The 16,470-nt window shown below is 67.9% G+C and carries 13 protein-coding genes and 2 tRNA genes; 10 read left to right on the top strand and 5 right to left on the bottom strand.

Translation table 11 applies throughout. From position 1 onward, the window contains the following. Positions 1 to 59: 59 nt before the first annotated feature. A complete protein-coding gene (locus ACYQ4W_RS11365; RefSeq protein WP_459856597.1) occupies positions 60 to 908 on the bottom strand; it encodes a PHP domain-containing protein in 849 nt (282 codons plus the stop codon). 151 nt (positions 909 to 1,059) lie between these two features. On the opposite strand from ACYQ4W_RS11365, the gene ACYQ4W_RS11360 reads away from it, so the two are divergent. The 4 genes from ACYQ4W_RS11360 (at position 1,060) to ACYQ4W_RS11345 (ending at position 3,374) form a co-directional block, all read left to right on the top strand. Further along, positions 1,060 to 1,260 carry a Trm112 family protein gene (locus ACYQ4W_RS11360; RefSeq protein WP_459856594.1) on the top strand — a complete coding sequence of 67 codons (201 nt, stop codon included), beginning with the start codon at positions 1,060 to 1,062 and terminating at the stop codon, positions 1,258 to 1,260. Between the two features lie 54 nt (positions 1,261 to 1,314). Continuing rightward, positions 1,315 to 1,391, top strand: a tRNA-Pro gene (locus tag ACYQ4W_RS11355). Positions 1,392 to 1,562: 171 nt separating this feature from the next. Next, a tRNA-Thr gene (locus ACYQ4W_RS11350) sits at positions 1,563 to 1,638 on the top strand. A 179-nt stretch (positions 1,639 to 1,817) separates the two neighbouring features. Further along, positions 1,818 to 3,374 carry a sensor domain-containing diguanylate cyclase gene (locus tag ACYQ4W_RS11345; RefSeq protein WP_459856591.1) on the top strand — a complete coding sequence of 519 codons (1,557 nt, stop codon included), beginning with the start codon at positions 1,818 to 1,820 and terminating at the stop codon, positions 3,372 to 3,374. A 106-nt stretch (positions 3,375 to 3,480) separates the two neighbouring features. Here ACYQ4W_RS11345 and ACYQ4W_RS11340 read toward each other — a convergent pair whose 3' ends face one another. Further along, entirely contained in the window at positions 3,481 to 6,105 is a 2,625-nt protein-coding gene (locus ACYQ4W_RS11340) for a PEP/pyruvate-binding domain-containing protein (protein ID WP_459856588.1), read from the bottom strand. A gap of 311 nt (positions 6,106 to 6,416) precedes the next feature. On the opposite strand from ACYQ4W_RS11340, the gene ACYQ4W_RS11335 reads away from it, so the two are divergent. The 4 genes from ACYQ4W_RS11335 to ACYQ4W_RS11320 all read left to right on the top strand — a co-directional run bounded on the left by ACYQ4W_RS11335 (position 6,417) and on the right by ACYQ4W_RS11320 (position 10,470). Further along, complete coding sequence (locus ACYQ4W_RS11335; protein WP_459856585.1) at positions 6,417 to 7,118, top strand: acylneuraminate cytidylyltransferase family protein; 702 nt, start codon at positions 6,417 to 6,419, stop codon at positions 7,116 to 7,118. Next, the gene (locus ACYQ4W_RS11330; protein WP_459856582.1) at positions 7,118 to 8,194 is read left to right on the top strand and encodes a Gfo/Idh/MocA family protein; all 1,077 of its coding nucleotides are present in this window, start codon (positions 7,118 to 7,120) and stop codon (positions 8,192 to 8,194) included. Before ACYQ4W_RS11335 ends, ACYQ4W_RS11330 begins: the two co-directional genes overlap by 1 nt. 44 nt (positions 8,195 to 8,238) lie before the next feature. Further along, positions 8,239 to 9,228 (top strand): Gfo/Idh/MocA family protein, encoded by a 990-nt coding sequence (locus tag ACYQ4W_RS11325; RefSeq protein WP_459856579.1) that lies wholly within the window; start codon positions 8,239 to 8,241, stop codon positions 9,226 to 9,228. A gap of 144 nt (positions 9,229 to 9,372) precedes the next feature. Next, on the top strand, positions 9,373 to 10,470 hold the full coding sequence (locus ACYQ4W_RS11320; protein WP_459856576.1) for a response regulator: 1,098 nt from the start codon (positions 9,373 to 9,375) through the stop codon (positions 10,468 to 10,470). Here ACYQ4W_RS11320 and ACYQ4W_RS11315 read toward each other — a convergent pair. Next, positions 10,449 to 11,234, bottom strand: coding sequence for a metallophosphoesterase family protein (locus ACYQ4W_RS11315; protein WP_459856574.1), 786 nt, complete (start codon positions 11,232 to 11,234; stop codon positions 10,449 to 10,451). The genes ACYQ4W_RS11320 and ACYQ4W_RS11315 overlap by 22 nt on opposite strands. A gap of 146 nt (positions 11,235 to 11,380) precedes the next feature. On the opposite strand from ACYQ4W_RS11315, the gene ACYQ4W_RS11310 reads away from it, so the two are divergent. Both ACYQ4W_RS11310 and acs read left to right on the top strand, forming a co-directional pair. Further along, entirely contained in the window at positions 11,381 to 12,274 is an 894-nt protein-coding gene (locus ACYQ4W_RS11310) for a LytR/AlgR family response regulator transcription factor (protein ID WP_459856571.1), read from the top strand. 169 nt (positions 12,275 to 12,443) lie between these two features. Next, on the top strand, positions 12,444 to 14,369 hold the full coding sequence (gene acs / locus ACYQ4W_RS11305; protein ID WP_459856568.1) for an acetate--CoA ligase: 1,926 nt from the start codon (positions 12,444 to 12,446) through the stop codon (positions 14,367 to 14,369). Between the two features lie 268 nt (positions 14,370 to 14,637). On the opposite strand, the gene ACYQ4W_RS11300 is transcribed toward acs, so the two are convergent. Beyond that, positions 14,638 to 15,315 carry a CBS domain-containing protein gene (locus ACYQ4W_RS11300; RefSeq protein WP_459856566.1) on the bottom strand — a complete coding sequence of 226 codons (678 nt, stop codon included), beginning with the start codon at positions 15,313 to 15,315 and terminating at the stop codon, positions 14,638 to 14,640. Positions 15,316 to 15,400: 85 nt separating this feature from the next. After that, positions 15,401 to 16,393, bottom strand: a complete 993-nt coding sequence (gene galE / locus ACYQ4W_RS11295) for a UDP-glucose 4-epimerase GalE (RefSeq protein ID WP_459856563.1) — start codon at positions 16,391 to 16,393, stop codon at positions 15,401 to 15,403. Positions 16,394 to 16,470 lie beyond the last annotated feature (77 nt).

The following is a 16,470-nucleotide window of genomic DNA, read 5'->3' as shown; positions in this document are numbered from 1 at the left end:
CCCCTACGTAGTCATAGCCCAAGGCGTTGCCGCCATGCAAGAGAATGATAGCCGTTCCCCTAATTCGCCGCCAGGGCCGCCTTCATCTTGTCCAATAGCTCGCCGCGCACAAAAAGCCCGCCCCGGCCGCGGCCCAGGGCAACACCCGGCTTCACCGAGCCGTGGAAGTCCGAGCCGCCGCTCTCCAAAAGCCCCAGGCGTTGCGCCAGGCCGGAAACCAGCGCCGTGTATTTGTCCGAGTGCTCGGTGTAGTAGACCTCCACGCCGTCAAGCCCCTGCCCGGCCAGCTCCGCGAGCATGGCCTCTATCTGGCGCGGCTGCTGCGAGAGCAGGTACGGGTGGGCCAGCACGGCCAGCCCGCCGTCCGCGTGGATGGCCTCTATGGCCTCGGGAGGAGTGAGCTTGGCCTTGGGTACGTAGGCCAGCCCGCCGGCGCCCAGAAAGCGGCTGAAGGCCTCGTCGAAGCTGCGCACCACGCCCGCCTCAAGCATGGCCTGGGCCATGTGCGGTCGCCCCACCACGCCGGTGGCGTGCTTTTCCACGTCCTCGCGCCGCAGGTTTACGCCCACGCTGCGCAGCTTTTCCAGCATGGTCTCGTTGCGCTTGGCGCGCGCCTGCAAAACCCGCGTGAGCGCGCCGACAAGTTGTCCCGGCCGTTCGTCGATGAACAGGGCGAGCAGGTGCGTGGGCCGGCCGTTGTAGTCGAGGGAAAGCTCGCAGCCCGGCACCAGCTCCACGCCTTGTTTGGCCGCCTCGGCGCGGGCTTCGGGCAGGCCGTCGAAGGTGTCGTGGTCGGTGAGGGCGATGGCGGCCAGCCCGGCCTCCTTGGCCGCGCGCATAAGCTCCGCCGGGGTCAGGGTGCCGTCGGAAGCCGTGGAATGGGTGTGCAGGTCGATGCGCTGATGCATGCTGGGCCTCGTTCATGTATAGATGAAATGCGTATATTTCCGTCTTATCTATTAGCGCAACCAGTTGCCGCGTCAAGAGGAGAAGTGCGGCTTGTGCGCACGGGCGCGCTCGGGTATACAGGGGCCAGTTTTACGTTGATGGAGGTGGCGCATGGCCATGAACGAAGAATTGCTGAAGCTTTTGGCCTGTCCCCAGTGCCGCGGCTCCCTTGCGCTTTTGCCCGGCAAGGATGGACTTATGTGCCAGGCCTGCGCCGTTGTCTACCCCGTGCGCGAGGACATTCCGGTCATGCTTGTCGAAGAGGCCGTGGCCTTCGCCAAATGGAGCGGCAGCAAGCCGGAAGGGGCCTGATGCCCTTTGCCCTTGATAGGGCCGTGGATTTGCCGTAGGGAACCGCCAGTATTTCGGGGCGTAGCGCAGCTCGGTAGCGCGCCTGCTTTGGGAGCAGGATGTCGCATGTTCAAATCATGTCGCCCCGACCAGAAAGATTAGAGGCTTACGGATCGCACTCCGTGAGCCTTTTTCTTTGTCGGCCCCATGCGCTGGTGCGCGTGCATGCAGCAGAGGGTTCCCTTGCCGCCAGCCCGAGGGCAAAACTTTTCTTGACCTCATTGCCGTGGCGCGATAGGGGCTTGCGTCCGAACACGCAAGACGCCCATGTAGCTCAGTCGGTAGAGCACTTCCTTGGTAAGGAAGAGGTCAACGGTTCAATTCCGTTCATGGGCTCCAGCACTTCCTTCAATCCAAACCGCGCCCGCGGAGCCTTCCCGTCTTTCGGCGGTCCTCGTCGCCTTGCCTTTTCCCCTGCCGCTCAGTATATTCTCAGAAGTTGCGCCATCGCTTACCGTTGCCGCGCCGCGTTTTTTTGGCGCCGCCCCCACTCTCACCCGTGGCGCGCGCAGGACAACATGTCGTCATTTTCCAACAGTCTTCGCCGCCATGTTGAAGAATACCCGCTGCTGGCGTTCTGCCTGCTGTTTGCGCTGGCCCTGCCCGCGGCCGCGGCCCTGGCCGGCATCCAGGCCGCCCAATGGCGCGAGGAACATGCCCAGGCGGCCATAGCCGCCAAGGTGGCCGACCTTGGCGAGGGCACGCACGGCGTGGCGGAAAAGGTCTCCATGACCTTCCGCAACCTGCACGACCTCAGCAGCCTTATCGCCAGCGGCTCCAACCTGTCCGCGGCGCTGCGCGACCCTTCGCAGCGGCAGGCCGTGAACGCCCGCTTCCAAACCATCGCCCGCACCCTGCACCTGCACCGGGTTCTACTCATGGACAAAAGCGGCGTGTGCATCGCCTCCAACGAGTCGGACCCTTCGATAAATCTTCTCGGCGTCTCCCTTCTCGACAGGGAGTACGTGTACCGCGCCATGCAGGGCGAGAGCTTCGCCCAGCTCGTGGTGGGCAGGGTCTCCTCCGTGCCGGGCTTCCACTTTTCCACCCCGGTACTGCAGAGCGGCAGGGTGCTGGGCGTGCTGGCGCTGAAGATGAACCTGGAGACCTTGGGCCGGCAGGTGGCCATGTCCTCCGGCGTCATCGCCGACGCCATGGGCGTGGTGGTCATCGCCTCCAACCCCGACCGGCTGCTCATGGCCATGCCCGGGTCGCCGGTGCTGGCCTTTGACGAGGCCAAGAGCCTGCGGCGCTACAAGCGGCCCCGGCTGGCACCCCTGCGCATGGAGCGCGTGACGGTCTACGGGCAGGAGGCCTTTCGCCTCGACGGAGAGGAGACCCCCACCCTGGTGCGGGTGGAGCGCGTGCCGGACGAGAGCCTGACGGTTTACGGCTTTTCAAGCCTCAAGGCCGTGCTGGAAGAGACGGAGATGCTGTATACGCAGCGCCTGGGCTGGTATTTTCTGGCCACGTCGCTTTTTTTGGGCATTGTCGCCGGCGGCCTGGTGCACGTCATCCGCGACCGCAGCCAGCGCCGCGCCCTTGAGGCGCTGAACCAGGAGCTCGCCCGGCAGGCTCGGCGCGACCCGCTGACCCGCTGCTACAACCGGCGCTCCTTCGACGAGGTGCTGGAGCGCGAGGGACTGCGCTCCGCCCGCAGCGGCGAGCCCTTTGCCCTGGCCCTCATCGACCTGGACCGGTTCAAGGAGGTCAACGACACCTACGGCCACACCGTGGGCGATGCCGTGCTCGTCCAGGTGGCCGATGCGATCCGGGGGGAGCTGCGCCAAGTGGACAGCGTGGCCCGCATCGGCGGCGACGAGTTCGCCGCGCTTTTGCCCGGCGCCGACGCCCAGGCCGCCGCGGAGATCATGCGCCGCCTTGTGGAACGCTTTGAGGCCAGCCCCCTGCAAACGCCCATCGGCCCCTTCAGCCAAACCATCAGCGTGGGCATCAGCTCCTCCAAGGGCGACATGACCTCGCTGCAAATGACCGAGGCGGCCGACCGGGCCCTCTACGAATCCAAGCGCCTGGGCCGCAATCAGGTGGCCGTGCACCAGCCGTCCGAGGATTGAGGCGCGGAAAAGCCCGCAAGAGGCAAAAGCGCAGCAGGCAGGGCCCCAAAACGAAAGGCCGGCGGGGATCGCTCCCCGCCGGCCGTTTCTTGTCCGCGCCGCGCGGCTACTTCGGCGCCTGGGCCGGGTCTTCCGGCCGGGCGAAGGTGTAGTTGCCCTTGAAGAACTCGTCCACGTACCAGCCTATCTGCCCGTCGTCGGAGAGCATCATGTCCAGCAGGCGCACCGCGCCGAGCAGCCTGCCCACCATGTCGAGCTTCTGCTTCAGGTCGCTCTGCGTGTACTTCTTGATTTCGCCGCGCACCATGTCGCCCTTGATCTCGGTCTTGAAGCCCAGGCGCTTCAAGATCTGGGCGATGAGGTTGGCCCGCCGCGAGCGCCGGGCGATGTCGGCCGCGCCGCCCTTGAAGGAGAAGGCGATGTAGTTGTCGTTGATGGCCGGGCCGCAGAAGCTGTCCACCACGGCGAAGTGATAGCCCAGGCGCGTGTTGAAGTTGAGGTAATGGTCGCTCACCACGGCGTAGCTGGGGCCGCCCATGCTGCCGTCGGCGTTGGGGTCGGTCATCATGGACTCGGCCACGATGGTGGCGAAGCCCGTGAGGCTGACGCCCACACCGCCCAGCCAGCGCACGCCGGGGTCGGTCATGCCGTGGAGCAGGGCCTGGAAGGGCGCGCTCTTGATGTGCTCCAGCTCGACGACCTTCCTGGGCGCCGTGGGGGTGAGCCCGCCGCCCATGTCGACCACCAGGATGTTCAGCGGCAGGCCGGCGCGCAGGCGCACCGCGCCCTTGGCCTCCTCCATCTCGTCGCCGATGTCGAACATTTCGCGCATGCCCATCTCGTGGGCGAAGCGGATGACGTCGTGCAGGGAGCGGCAGCCCTCGGGGCTGAAGTTGAGCGCCTTGGGATCGGTCAGGGTCAGGGGGGCCATGCGCTTGAGGGCCTCTTGCGCGGCCTTGTACACCGGGCTGCCCTTCATGAGGTTCACGCAGGACTTCTCGTGGATGAGCTCCGGCACGATGCCGCGGTAGACCACGCGGCTGGTGGCGTCGAGGGTGATGTCCTCGCCCGGGGTGATGGCCGTGGTGGCGTTCTCCAGCCCCACCAGCGTGGGCACGCCGAACTCCCGCGCCACGGAGGCCATGTGCCCGGTGACGCTGCCCACCTCGGTGATGATGGCGCGGATGCGGTCCATGACCGGCACGTAGGTGGGCGAGGTTTGCCGGGCCACAAGGATGGCTCCCTGGGGCACGGCGGGCAGGTTGTGGTCGCTGGTGAGGATGTACGCCTGGCCCGCGGCGCTGCCGGGCGCGGCCATGTCGCCGCCGCGCAGAATGACCTCGTGCCCGGCCAGGGGCTCGGCCTCGGGTGTCAGGGTGCATTCGTTCTGGCCCGCGTGGGTTATGCCGAGGGGCCGGGCCTGCAAAATGAACAGCCGCCCGTGCTGGTCCTGGGCCCACTCGATGTCCAGGGGCTGGCCGTAGTGTTCCTCAAGCCGCACGCCATAGGCCGCCAGCTGGGTGATCTTGGCCTCGTCCAGGCAGGGGGCCTCTCGCTCGGCCGCGGGCACGTCCTCCTCGCAAATGCCGTCCTCGGCGCGCAGGCGCAGGCGCATGGGCTTCAGCGCCACCTCGTGCCGCAGAATGGCGGAGTCCTTGCGGCGCACGGAGTAGAAGTCCGTGTTGGCCGAGCCATCGACCACGCTGACGCCCAGGCCCCAGGCCGCGCTGATGAGGATGTCGTCGCTGTCCGGCGCGCTGCGCCCGCCCGCGCCGTGCGAGGCGCCGTTGGGGTCGCCCGTGTACATGACGCCGCTTGCGCGCGCGTCGATCATGGTCACGCACAACACGGCCATGACCACGTCGTCGTCGGAATAGCCCATGCTGCGGCGGTAATAGACCGCGCGCGGGCTGAAGGTGCTGGCCACCACTTCCTTCCAGGCCTTGCCCACGTTCTGGGCGCTCACGTTCAGCACGGTGGAGTGCTGCCCGGCGAAGGTGGCCTCGGAGTCCTCGCAGGTGGCGCTGGAGCGCACGGAGACGCGCACGTCCGGTCCGAAAAGCTGCGCCAGCTCGTCCATGAGCCGGGCCATGCCCTGGGAAAGCTCCTCGGGCAGCTCGGCGGCCATGATCATGGCCTGGATCTCCTCGCAGATGACCATGAGCTTTTCCGTGTCCTTCACGTCGATGCGCTTCATGCGCCGCTCGATGCGGTCGGCCAGGCCGCTGGTCTTGAGGAAATGCTGGCAGGCGTACGCGGAGACGGCAAAGCCCCGCGGCGTGGGCAGGCCCGCGCGGTTGGCCACCTCGCCCAGGTTCGCGGCCTTGCCGCCCACCTCGTCGGCCATCTCGGTGGAAAGGGCGCGCATGGGCAGAATGAGCTCGCCCTTCTTGATGCGCTTACGGTGCACCAGGTCCTTCAGCACCGTGACGCCGATGCGCTCCGTGGCGTCGAATAGGCCGGGATACTTGCCGTGGGAGAGGGCGTTCAGGTCCTCGGCCAGGTCGTACACCAGGCTGATGAGGTCCTCGGACAGGGCGAGCACTTCGTCCAGGGTGAAGGGCTTGTTCTCGTAGAGCAGGTGCTCGAACTCGGTCAGCAGCTCCAGGGAGCGGTTGTTCTTGATGAGCAGGCTTTTGAAATATTCGTACTTGCGCTTGACCGCGTCGTCGTCTCTGGATTGTCCCTCTTGCTTGCCGCTGCCGAGGAGCATGGACAGGAACTTGAGCATGTGTGTCGTCTCCTGTGCGTTGGGTCCTGTGCGTTTGGGGCCGTTGCATGGGCCTGTGCGTGCGGGCGAGCCCACACCGGCCATGGCCATGCGCACAGGGCGCTTGGCCGCGTCAAGGCGCCGGGCGAACAAGGGCCGCCGGGGAAATCCGCCAGCGTCACCGTACGAAAAGCGCGCCGTACTTGCAAGGCCGCGCCGCGGGCCGGCTGTGTTTTTCCGCCCCGCGCCGGGCCGGGCGGTCCCGGGGCGCGGCATTGCGGGCCGGGCCCAAACAGGCTATGGAACCGCCCAGCAAAGGAGACGATCCGGCCATGTACAAGAACAAGCGCATCCTGTGCACCATCAACGCCCGCGGCGGCAGCAAGGGCATCCCCGGCAAGAACATCCGCGACCTGGGCGGCCTGCCCCTCATCGCCTGGTCCATCCGCGAGGCCCGGCGCTCCGCCTACCTCGACCGGGTCATCGTCTCTTCCGACGACGAGGCCATCCTCGCCGTGGCCCGCTCCCACGGAGCCGAGACGCCCTTTGTGCGCCCGGCGGAGCTCGCGCGCGACACCACCCCCGGCGTGGACCCTGTGCTGCACGCGGTGGAGGCCCTGAAGCCGGAGCACTACGACTACATCGTGCTGCTCCAGCCCACCTCGCCCCTGCGCATGGTGGAGGACGTGGACGGCGCCATCGCCCGCTGCCTCGACAACGCCTGGCCCTGCCTCATCGGCGTCACCGAGGCCGCCACCAGCCCCTACTACACCTTCACCATGGGCGAAGACGGCCTCATGGCCCCGGTTCTGACGCAGGAGCGCTTCCACACCCGCAGGCAGGATCTGCCGCGCTGCCTGGAGCCCAACGGCGCGGTGTACGTGGCCGACTGCCAATGGCTGGCCAAGACCCGCAGCTACCTGACCCCGGAGACGCGCGGCTACGAGATGCCCCGCGAACGCTCCTGGGACATCGACGAACTGCTGGACTTTGAAATCTGCGAACTCATCCTCAAAAAGGCCGGACGCATTTAATGACCGAAGCGAGCAAGAACATCACCCCGGCGGCCGGGCTCAAGGCCGCCGTCATCGGACTGGGCGGCATGGGCCGGCGGCATGTGGCCGCACTGGACGCCCTGGGCATTCCCGTTGTCGGGCTGTGCGACGTGAACCGCAAGGCCGCGGAGGAGCTCGCCGCCGCGCGCCCGGGCCAGGCCGCCACGGTTTCCGACTGGCGCGACCTGCTCTCCCTGGGCGGGGTGGACCTGCTGTGCGTGGCCACCAACGGCCCCAGCCACCGCGACATCGTGCTGGCCGCGGCCGCGGCCAAGATTCCCTATGTGCTGTGCGAAAAGCCCATGAGCACCAGCGGCATAAGCGCGCGCGAGATGGCCGCCGCCTGCCAGACCTTCGGCACGCGCCTGGCCGTGAACCTGTGCCGCCGCTTTTTGACCCGTTGCCTGTATTTCCGCCAGGCCATGCAGGGCGGGCTGGTGGGTAGGCCCCGGCGCTTTTGGGCCATTGTGGGCGGCGGCGGCGTGGGCTGCGTGGGCCTGCACTATTTCGACTACGCTGGCTGGCTCTTCGACGCCCGGCCCGTTTGGGTCAGCGCGGAGCTGACGCAGAACCCGGCGCCCAACGTGCGCGGCCCGCAGTTCTTCGATCCGGGCGGACAGGTGAGCGTGGGCTTCGAGTGCGCCGACGGCTGGCGCTTCGTGGGCGACTTCGAACTTTCCGAGGACGTGCCCAGGGCCTCGCGCTGCATCGTGGTCGGCACCGAGGGCGTGGCCGAAACAGACGACTGCACCCCGCCGCCCGCGGGCGCGGCCAGCGCCACGGCCCGTCCGCAGGACCAGCGCCACGTGGTCAAGACGCGCCTGGTGCAGCCGGAGCCCGCTCCCCTGGACCACGGCCCGGCGCTCGACATCGTGCAGGCCACGGCCGACTGCCTGGCCGACCTGGTGGGCGCGCACGCGCACGACACGGTCCACGCGGGCATAGAGTCCGTGGACGTGGTCATGGCCGCGCACCTTTCGTCGCAGAACGGCGGCGCGCGGGTCTCCCTGCCCCTCACCGGTGCAGGTTTGCAGCTCGACGTGCCCATCACCTAGCCCGGCCGGAAGAGCGCCGCGAACACAGCAAAAGGAACGTCCGCATGACCGCATCCGCGACCGCCCAGGAAAAGCCCGTGCGCATCGGCCTCATCGGCGCCGGGAACATTGCCCGGCAGCACCTGCTCGCCATGGCCCGCCTGGCGGACGTGGAGGCCGTGGGGCTCACCTCGCGCACCCGCGCCAAGGCCCTGGCCCTGGCCGAGGAGTTCGCCGTGCCCCTGGTGGCCGGTTCCCCGCGCGAGCTGGTGGAGCAGGCCCGGCCGGACGCCCTCATGGTCCTTGTGCCGCCCCAGACCATGGCCGCCATGACCCTTTCCTGCCTGGACCTCGGGCTGCCGCTGTTTTTGGAAAAGCCCGTGGGCCTCAGCGTGGCCGAGGCCGAGGACGTGGCCCGCGCGGCGGCGGAAAAGGGCGCGCGCACCATGGTGGGCTTCAATCGCAGGCATTATTCCGTGTTCCGCCAGGGCGTGGAGAAGATCCGCGAGCGCGGGCGGCTCTTGGCCGTGCTGGTGGAGGGCAACGAGCGCATGAACGTGGTGCGCGGCGCCAACCGCTTTTCCGAGGACGTCATCCGGGCCTGGCTCTTCGCCAACGCCACGCACACCATCGACCTGTTGCGCCACTTCGGCGGCGAGCCCGCGCAGGTGCTCTCGCTGTGCTCCAGCCTGCGCGAGCCCCTGGGCGACCAGTTCGCGGCCTGCCTGCGCTTTGCGGGCGGTGCGCTGGGCTCGTACACGGCCAACTGGCATTCGCCGGGCGGCTGGGGCGTGGTGCTCAAGGGCGAGGGCGTCACCGTGGAGTTCAAGCCCCTGGAGACCGGGCGCGTGACCTATGCCGACGGCACCGCGCTGACCCTGGAGCCGGACGCCGCGGATCAGGGCGTGAAGCCGGGCTTTGTGGCCCAGCTTGCGGCTTTTGCCCGGCTGGTGCGCACGGGCCGTTTGGACGAGCCCTGCCAGGACCTCGCCGGAGCGCTGTTGACCATGCGCCTGGCCGCCCGCCTGGCCGAAGAACCAGTACCTCTGAAGTAACAGCTCGACTTTTCTGCGGATGTTCCCCCCGTGTCTGTTGACAGCCCTCCCTCTCAAGCCTATCTGTCAATATAGCGAGAAAGATCAGGTCCTTTGCTGACCGTGCAATCCGCCCGGCCGCGGGTTTTCCATGGGAGAGCCTCCATGTTCGAATCCAGCCGTCCACGTCCGCGCATTCTGGTGGCCGACGACGAATCCATCATCGCCATGCAGATTGGCGAACTGCTCGAATCCGAAGGCTTCGAACTGGCCGGGGTGGCCGGCACGGCCTGGCAGGCCGTGGACATGGCCCGCAGTCTCCGGCCGGACCTTGTGCTCATGGACATCGTCATGCCCGGCGGCGGCCCGCCCGCGGGCAACGACGGCAATGGCGGCGGGCACCATGACGGCCTGGACGACCCGGTGGACGGCATAGACGCCTGCGCCACCATCCAGCGCGACCTGCACATTCCCGTGGTGCTGCTCTCGGCCCACGGCGAGGAGCACGTGCTGCGCCGGGCCCGGCGCGCCCTGCCCAGCGCCTATCTGCTCAAGCCCTGCCAGAACACCCAGATCCGCGCGGCCATCGAGGTGGCCCTGGCCCTGCGCGCCCATTCGGACCCGGCCGCGCCCTTCCGCCTGCGCGAGGCGCACCACCGCATCAAGAACAGCTTTTCGCTGCTGCACAGCATGCTGCGCTTTCAGGAGATACAAACCACGGACCCCGCGGCGCGCCATTCCCTGGCCGACGCCGGCGCCCGCGTGCTGGCCCTCTCCAAGGCCCACGAGGCCATGGGCAGCGGCTCGCCGGAGGCGCCCGTGGACGCCAAGGCCCATGTGGAGCTGCTGGCGCGCACGTTGTTCGAGGCCCAGGCCCCGCCGCCGCCGCAGGCCGCCCTGGCCTTGGCGCTCAGCGTCGAGGCGCTGGGGCTTTTGCCCGCCCAGGTGGTGCCCTGCGCCATCTTCTTGGCCGAGGGCCTGACCAACGCCATCAAGCACGCCTTTCCGGACGGCCGCAAGGGCGTCATCACCGTGGCCCTGCGCGAGGAGGACGGCGTGGCCGAACTCAGCGTGGCCGACAACGGCGTGGGCTTCGGCGGCGACCCGCAGGAGCTGGGGCGCGGCTCCTTTGGCTTGCAGTGCTTGCAGGCCGCTGCGGAACAGCTGGAGGGGCAAGTGGGAATCGGCGAGGAAGAAGGCGGCGGCGCGCGCGTCTGGGTGCGCTTTCCCTTGATCGAAAGCTACCAGAGCCGGTCGGCGTAGACCGAGGGCAGCCCTTTTTCGATGATGTCCGCCGCGGTTTTGGCGATGTCGTAGGGCACGAAGCGCACTTCTATCTTGTCCGGCGTGCCCGGCTTTTCCGCAGTCCAGTCGGTTTGCGGCTCCCAAACGATGTATTTGGCCTTGTTGTTGCCGTCGCGCGGCTGGCCCACGGCCCCGGCGTTGATGATGTGGCGCGCCGAGCGGTCCAGGGCGAGCACGCCCTTGCCCAGGGCCTTGCGCTCTATCTTGGCGCGTTCGCCTTCGCCCCTGTCGATGAGGCTGATGCGCTCCAGTTCGTGGGTGTGCCCGGCGAAGCACAGGCGGTTCGGGTACAGGGCGAAGGCCTCGCGCAGGCCGTCGTCGTCCAGCTCGTAGAGGTACTTGGACACGAGGCCGGGCGGGCAGCCGTGCACAAAGAGCGCGCCCTCCGCCTCCAGGGTGCGGGGCAGGGTGCGGAAGTACATCAGGGCGTCGTCGGACAACAGCGCGCGCGTGCGGTCCAGGGCCTTGCGCGCCTGCGGGTTGAACCAGCCCCGCGCCTGGGCCTCCAGCAGGCCGTGCTCGTGGTTGCCCAAAACCGACTCCACGCCTCGCTCGCGCAGGAGCTTCACGCAGGCGTCGGGCTGGGGGCCGTAGCCCACCATGTCGCCCAGGTTCAGCACCCGCGTGATGTTCCGGGCGTCCAGGTCCGCCAGCACGGCGTTGAGGGCTTCCAGATTGCCGTGGACGTCGGAGAGGACGGCGATGGGGGCGGGCTGATTCATGGCCCAAGGCTACATCAGCCCGCGCGCATCCGCAAGCCAGCCTTGCGCCGGGGGATGTTTTGCGGCACAAGGACAAGTGAGGCCGAGGCCTCGCGCCCGCCGGCCGGCCCAGGGCGCAATGTTCGCGCCAACCGGAAAAAGCGCCCATGGCCAAGCTCAAAACCCTGCTGCTGCACCCGGACCCGCTGGTCCGCCGCGACCTGCGCCAGGCGCTCTCGGGCGCGGGGTTTCTTTCGGTGCTGGGCGAGGCCGTCACGGCCTTCGAGGCCATGGAGCTCATCGAGGCCATTCCCTACGGCGCGCTGTTTTTGGCCCTCGATCTGCCGGGCGGGGTCTCCGGCCTGGAGCTGGCGCAAATGCTCTCCGGCCGGAAGAACAAGCCCGCCCTCGTGTTCCTGGCCGCGGGCGAGGCGCAGGCCTATGCCGCCTTTGAGCTCGGCGCCACGGACTACCTGCTCTGGCCCGCCTCGGAAGACCGCATCCAAAAGACCCTGGCCAAGCTTTCGGAGTTCAAGTCGCGCTTCCGCGAGGTGCCCATGCCCGAGAAGTGGGACGAGACCCAGCCCCAGGCCGTGCCGGACTGGTCCGAGAACTGGGCCGACGGGGATGAGAAGACCGTTTCGCTGCCCCTTGAGGACGACGAGCAGGACCATTTCCTCTCCGCCCTCAAACAGGCCTGGGACACCAACCAGGCGCGCACCCCGGAGATAGAGAAGCTGGCCGTGAGCCAGGACGGCCGCATGTTCCTGGTGCCCTACGGCCAGATCGTGTTCGTGGAGGCCTACGAGGACTATTCGTATGTGCACACGGCGCAGCAAAAATACCTCACCAGCTACCGCGTGAAGTACCTGGAGGAGCGCCTGGCCCCGCACCGCTTCTTCCGCGTGCACCGCAAGTACCTGGTGAACCTGGACATGGTGACGGAGATCGCGTCGCTTCCCGGCAGCAACTTCATGCTGCGCACGGCCGGCCGCACGCGCATCGAGCTGCCCATCAGCCGCAGGCGCATAGCGAGCCTCAAGCAGGTGCTGGGCTTCTAGCCGGGGCGAGGGGCGTGCGCTGCGGCGCGGACATTGTCCGTTCACCGCCTCCCCGTCGCCGTCCGTCGAATGAAACAGCCCGCGAGGCGCGAGCCGGTGTTATAGCCGGGCCATGCGGGACCGGGGCGAGAAGCGGGGACATGGCCCCGCCGCCCGAGGAGGACAGATCATGGAACCAAGCGGAACCCTGGACAGCCTCGCGCAGGAGCTGCGCGTCTTCCGGCCCCTGCCCCAGCTGGTCATTGCGGCCAATGTGAACCCCCAGGAGCTGGAGGGCTTTCGCCGTCAGGCCGCGCACGACCCCCTGGGCTACTGGGAGGAGGCCGCCGACGAGCTGGACTGGTACAAGAAGTGGGACCAGGTGCTCGACGAGTCGAACGCGCCCTTCTACCGCTGGTTTCCGGGCGCGCGCTGCAACATCGTCTACAACTGCCTGGACCGCCACATCGAGACGGCCAACAAGAACAAGCTGGCCCTCATCTGGGAGGGCGAACCGGGCGACAGCCGCAAGTTCACCTATTATGAGCTGTACCGCGAGGTGAACCGCTTCGCCGGAGCCTTGCGCACCCTTGGCGTGCAAAAGGGCGACCGCGTTGTCATCTACATGCCGCCCCTGCCCGAGGCCGTCATCGCCATGCTCGCCACGGCGCGCATCGGCGCGGTGCACGCCCTGGTGTTCGCCGGGTTCTCGGCCAAGGCCCTGCGCGCGCGCATCAAGGACGTGAACGCCAAGCTCGTGGTCACGGCGGACGGCTTCTACCGCAACGGGCAGATCATCAAGCTCAAGCCCATTGTGGACGAGGCCCTTGTGGGTGCCTGCGCCGACTGTGTCGATTCCGTCGTGGTGGTGCACCGCGCCAAGGTGGACACCGACATGCAGGAAGGGCGCGACTTCTGGTTCGACGACGTGGTGCGGCGCGAAAGGCCGGACTCGCCCGCCGAGGTCATGGACGCCAATGATCCGCTCTTTTTGCTGCACACCAGCGGCACCACGGGCGCGCCCAAGGTCGTGTCCCACTGCCACGGCGGCTACATGGTCGGCGTGCACCGCACCTTGAACCACGTGTTCGACATCAAGCCCACGGATATTTTCTGGTGCACGGCGGACCTGGGATGGGTGACCGGCCACAGCGCCGTGGTCTACGGCCCGCTTTTGGCCGGCACCACCACGCTGATCTACGAGGGCCACCCGAACTACCCTCAGGCCGACCGCATGTGGCACATCGTCTCCAAATACGGCGTGACCATCTTCTACACCGCGCCCACGCTCATCCGCATGCTCATGCGCTTCGGTCCGCAGTACCCGCGCATGCACGACCTCTCCACCCTGCGCCTGCTGGGCACCGTGGGCGAGCCCATCGGCCCGGAGACCTGGCTGTGGTTCTACCGGCACATCGGCCGCGGGGAGTGCCCGCTGCTCGACACCTGGTGGCAGACCGAGACCGGCATGTTCATGATCTCGCCCCTGCCCATCTCGCTTCTCAAGCCCGGCAGCGTGACCAAGCCCCTGCCCGGCGTGGAGGTGGACGTGGTGGACCGCGAGGGCAAGCCCGTGCCCCAGGGCAAGGGCGGACTGCTCGTCGTCACCCGGCCCTGGCCGGCCATGATGACCGGCATCGACGGGCCGGACGGCGAGGAAAAGTACCGGCAGTCCTTTGCGCGCTTCCCCGGCAAGTATTTGGCCGGCGACGTGGCCAAGCGCGACGAGGACGGCTTTCTCTGGATTCAGGGCCGCGCCGACGACGTGCTGAATATCGCCGGGCACCGCCTGGGCACGGCGGAACTGGAGAACGCCTTCCGCGTGCACCCGGCCGTGGCCGAGGCCGCGGTCATCGGCGTGCCGGACAAGATCAAGGGCGAGGCCGCCAAGGCCTTCATCATTCTCAACGAGGGCTTCAGCGGCTCGGACGAGCTGATGGTGGAGCTGCAAAAGCACATGCGCAAGGAGCTTGGCCCGGTGGCGGCCATCAAGAGCGTGGAGTTCCGCGAGACCCTGCCACGCACCAAGAGCGGCAAGATTCTGCGCCGCCTGCTCAAGGCCGAGGAGACGGGCGAGGCCCCCGGCGACCTCTCCATGCTGGACGAAACGGAGTAGGGCGCGCAGGACCTTCCCCTGGCGCGGTTCCCGGGCTTGGCGCCAGGCGTGGCGTTCCGCCTGCCGTGCCGCCTTCTTTCTTTCGCCGCTATCCGAACAGGGCTGTTTGCAGACGCGCCCGTGCTTGCCGGACCCGGCCGTCTGCCAGCGAAAAGCCCCGGCCGAGCGTCTGCTCGACCGGGGCTTTTCGCCGTTGCGGGGGTCCGGGGGGGATCATCCCACCCGGCCAGGGGGGCGCGGGGGGACGGAGTCCCGCCGCATTGCTTTTTTACTTCTCCACCAGGGTGGTGCGGCCGTCCTCCACGTAGAAGAGCAGGTGGAACTTGTCCTTCAATGCGTTGACGAGGGTTTCCACCGTGTGGGCGCCCATGTCCACGATGCGCACGTAAGCGTTGCGGTAGGCGGGGTTGGTGTGGTCGTTGGCGGTGAACACGGAGCCGATGCGCACGCCCTCGGCGCGCAGGAAGTCGAGCAGGGCGGAGAGCGGGCCGGGCTTGGCCTCCAGGCGGCAGGCTATCTGCGGTCCGCCGCGCTGCACGCCGGCTGCGGTGCACAAGAAGCGCAGCACGTCGGCCACGGTGATGATGCCCACGATGCGCCCGGCCTCGTCGGCCACGGGCAGGCCGCCGAACTTGTGGCGCATGAGGATGTTGGCCACCATGTCCATGGGGGTGATGGGCGAGACTGTGGAGGGTTCGGGGGTCATGATGTCGGCCGCGCGCAGGCTGGCCAGGGTGCCGCCGGTGACGGAATCGCCGGGGAGGTACTTGGAGGGCATGGCGTCGCGGATGTCGCGGTCGGACACGATGCCGGCCAGCCTGCCCTGTTCATCGATGACGGGGAACTGGCGGACCTTCTTTGTGCGCATGATTTCCGCGGCGTCCACAACGGTGGTCTTGAGGCCCAGCGTGATGACATTGCTGGTCATCCAATCGCGTACGAGCATAGGCGGCAGCCTCCAGGGGGTTGATCTGTGTCTCTGGTGAATACCAGTATGGTCGGAAATGTCAAAGCCTTGCGCATGGGGAGGTTCAGCGCGGCGTTGCGGCCTCGGCGTCTTTCTGGTGCCAGGCCCAGGCCGTGGCGATGATCGCCTCGATGTCGGTGTAGCGCGGGGTCCAGCCCAGAACGGCGCGGGCGCGGGCGGCGTCTCCCACCAGGCGGGTGGAGTCTCCGGCGCGGCGCGGCACGACCTGCACCGGAATGGGCTGGCCTGTGACGGCGCGCGCGGCCTGGATGACCTCCAGCACGGAGTGGCCTTGGCCGCCGCCGAGGTTGAGGGCCCCGGAGGCCCCGCCGGACTTGAGGTGCGCCAGGGCCAGGATGTGCGCGTCGGCCAGGTCGAGGACGTGGACGTAGTCGCGTATGGCCGTGCCGTCGGGCGTGGGGTAGTCGTCGCCGAAGATTTCTATCTGCCCGCGCAGGCCGAGCGCCGTTTGCAGCACCAGGGGAATGAGGTGTGTCTCGGGCTGGTGCCGCTCGCCCACCTCGGCTTCGGGGTCGGCCCCGGCGGCGTTGAAATAGCGCAGGGCCATGTATTTGAGCCCGGTGGCGCGGGCCATGTCCTCCAGAATCTCCTCGATCATGCGCTTGGACCGGGCGTAGGGCGAAAGCGGTCCCAGGGGGTGGTCCTCGGTCAAGAGCCCCTCGAAGGGCGGGCCGTACACGGCGCAGGTGGAGGAGAAGACGAGGGAATTGACCATGTGGCGGCGCATGGAGGTGAGCAGGGACACGGCGCCGCTGACGTTGTTCTGGTAGTAGAAGAGCGGGTCGCGGACGCTTTCGCCCACCTGGCTGGCGGCGGCGAAGTGGACCACGGCGTCGATGGTGCGGCTGGAAAAGATGCTGTCGAGGATGACCGGGTCGCGCACGTCGCCCTGCACGAAGTCGCAGAAGCGGGCGAAGTCGCGGTGGCCGGTGGAGAGGTTGTCCAGCACGACGACCGCGTGCCCGGCCGCAACGAGGCGTTTGACCGTCTGCGCGCCAATGTACCCGGCACCGCCGGTAACGAGTATTTGTCCCATTGCGGAAAGATAGCAGGAAGCGCGCCGCCCGGCAAGGCGCCAGGAGCGCGGGCGAAAAAAAGGGGCGCCCCGAAGGA

The organism is Humidesulfovibrio idahonensis, from assembly GCF_054657715.1.
Note: the sequence above shows the minus strand (reverse complement) of the source record. Positions and strands in the feature narration are given on the sequence as shown.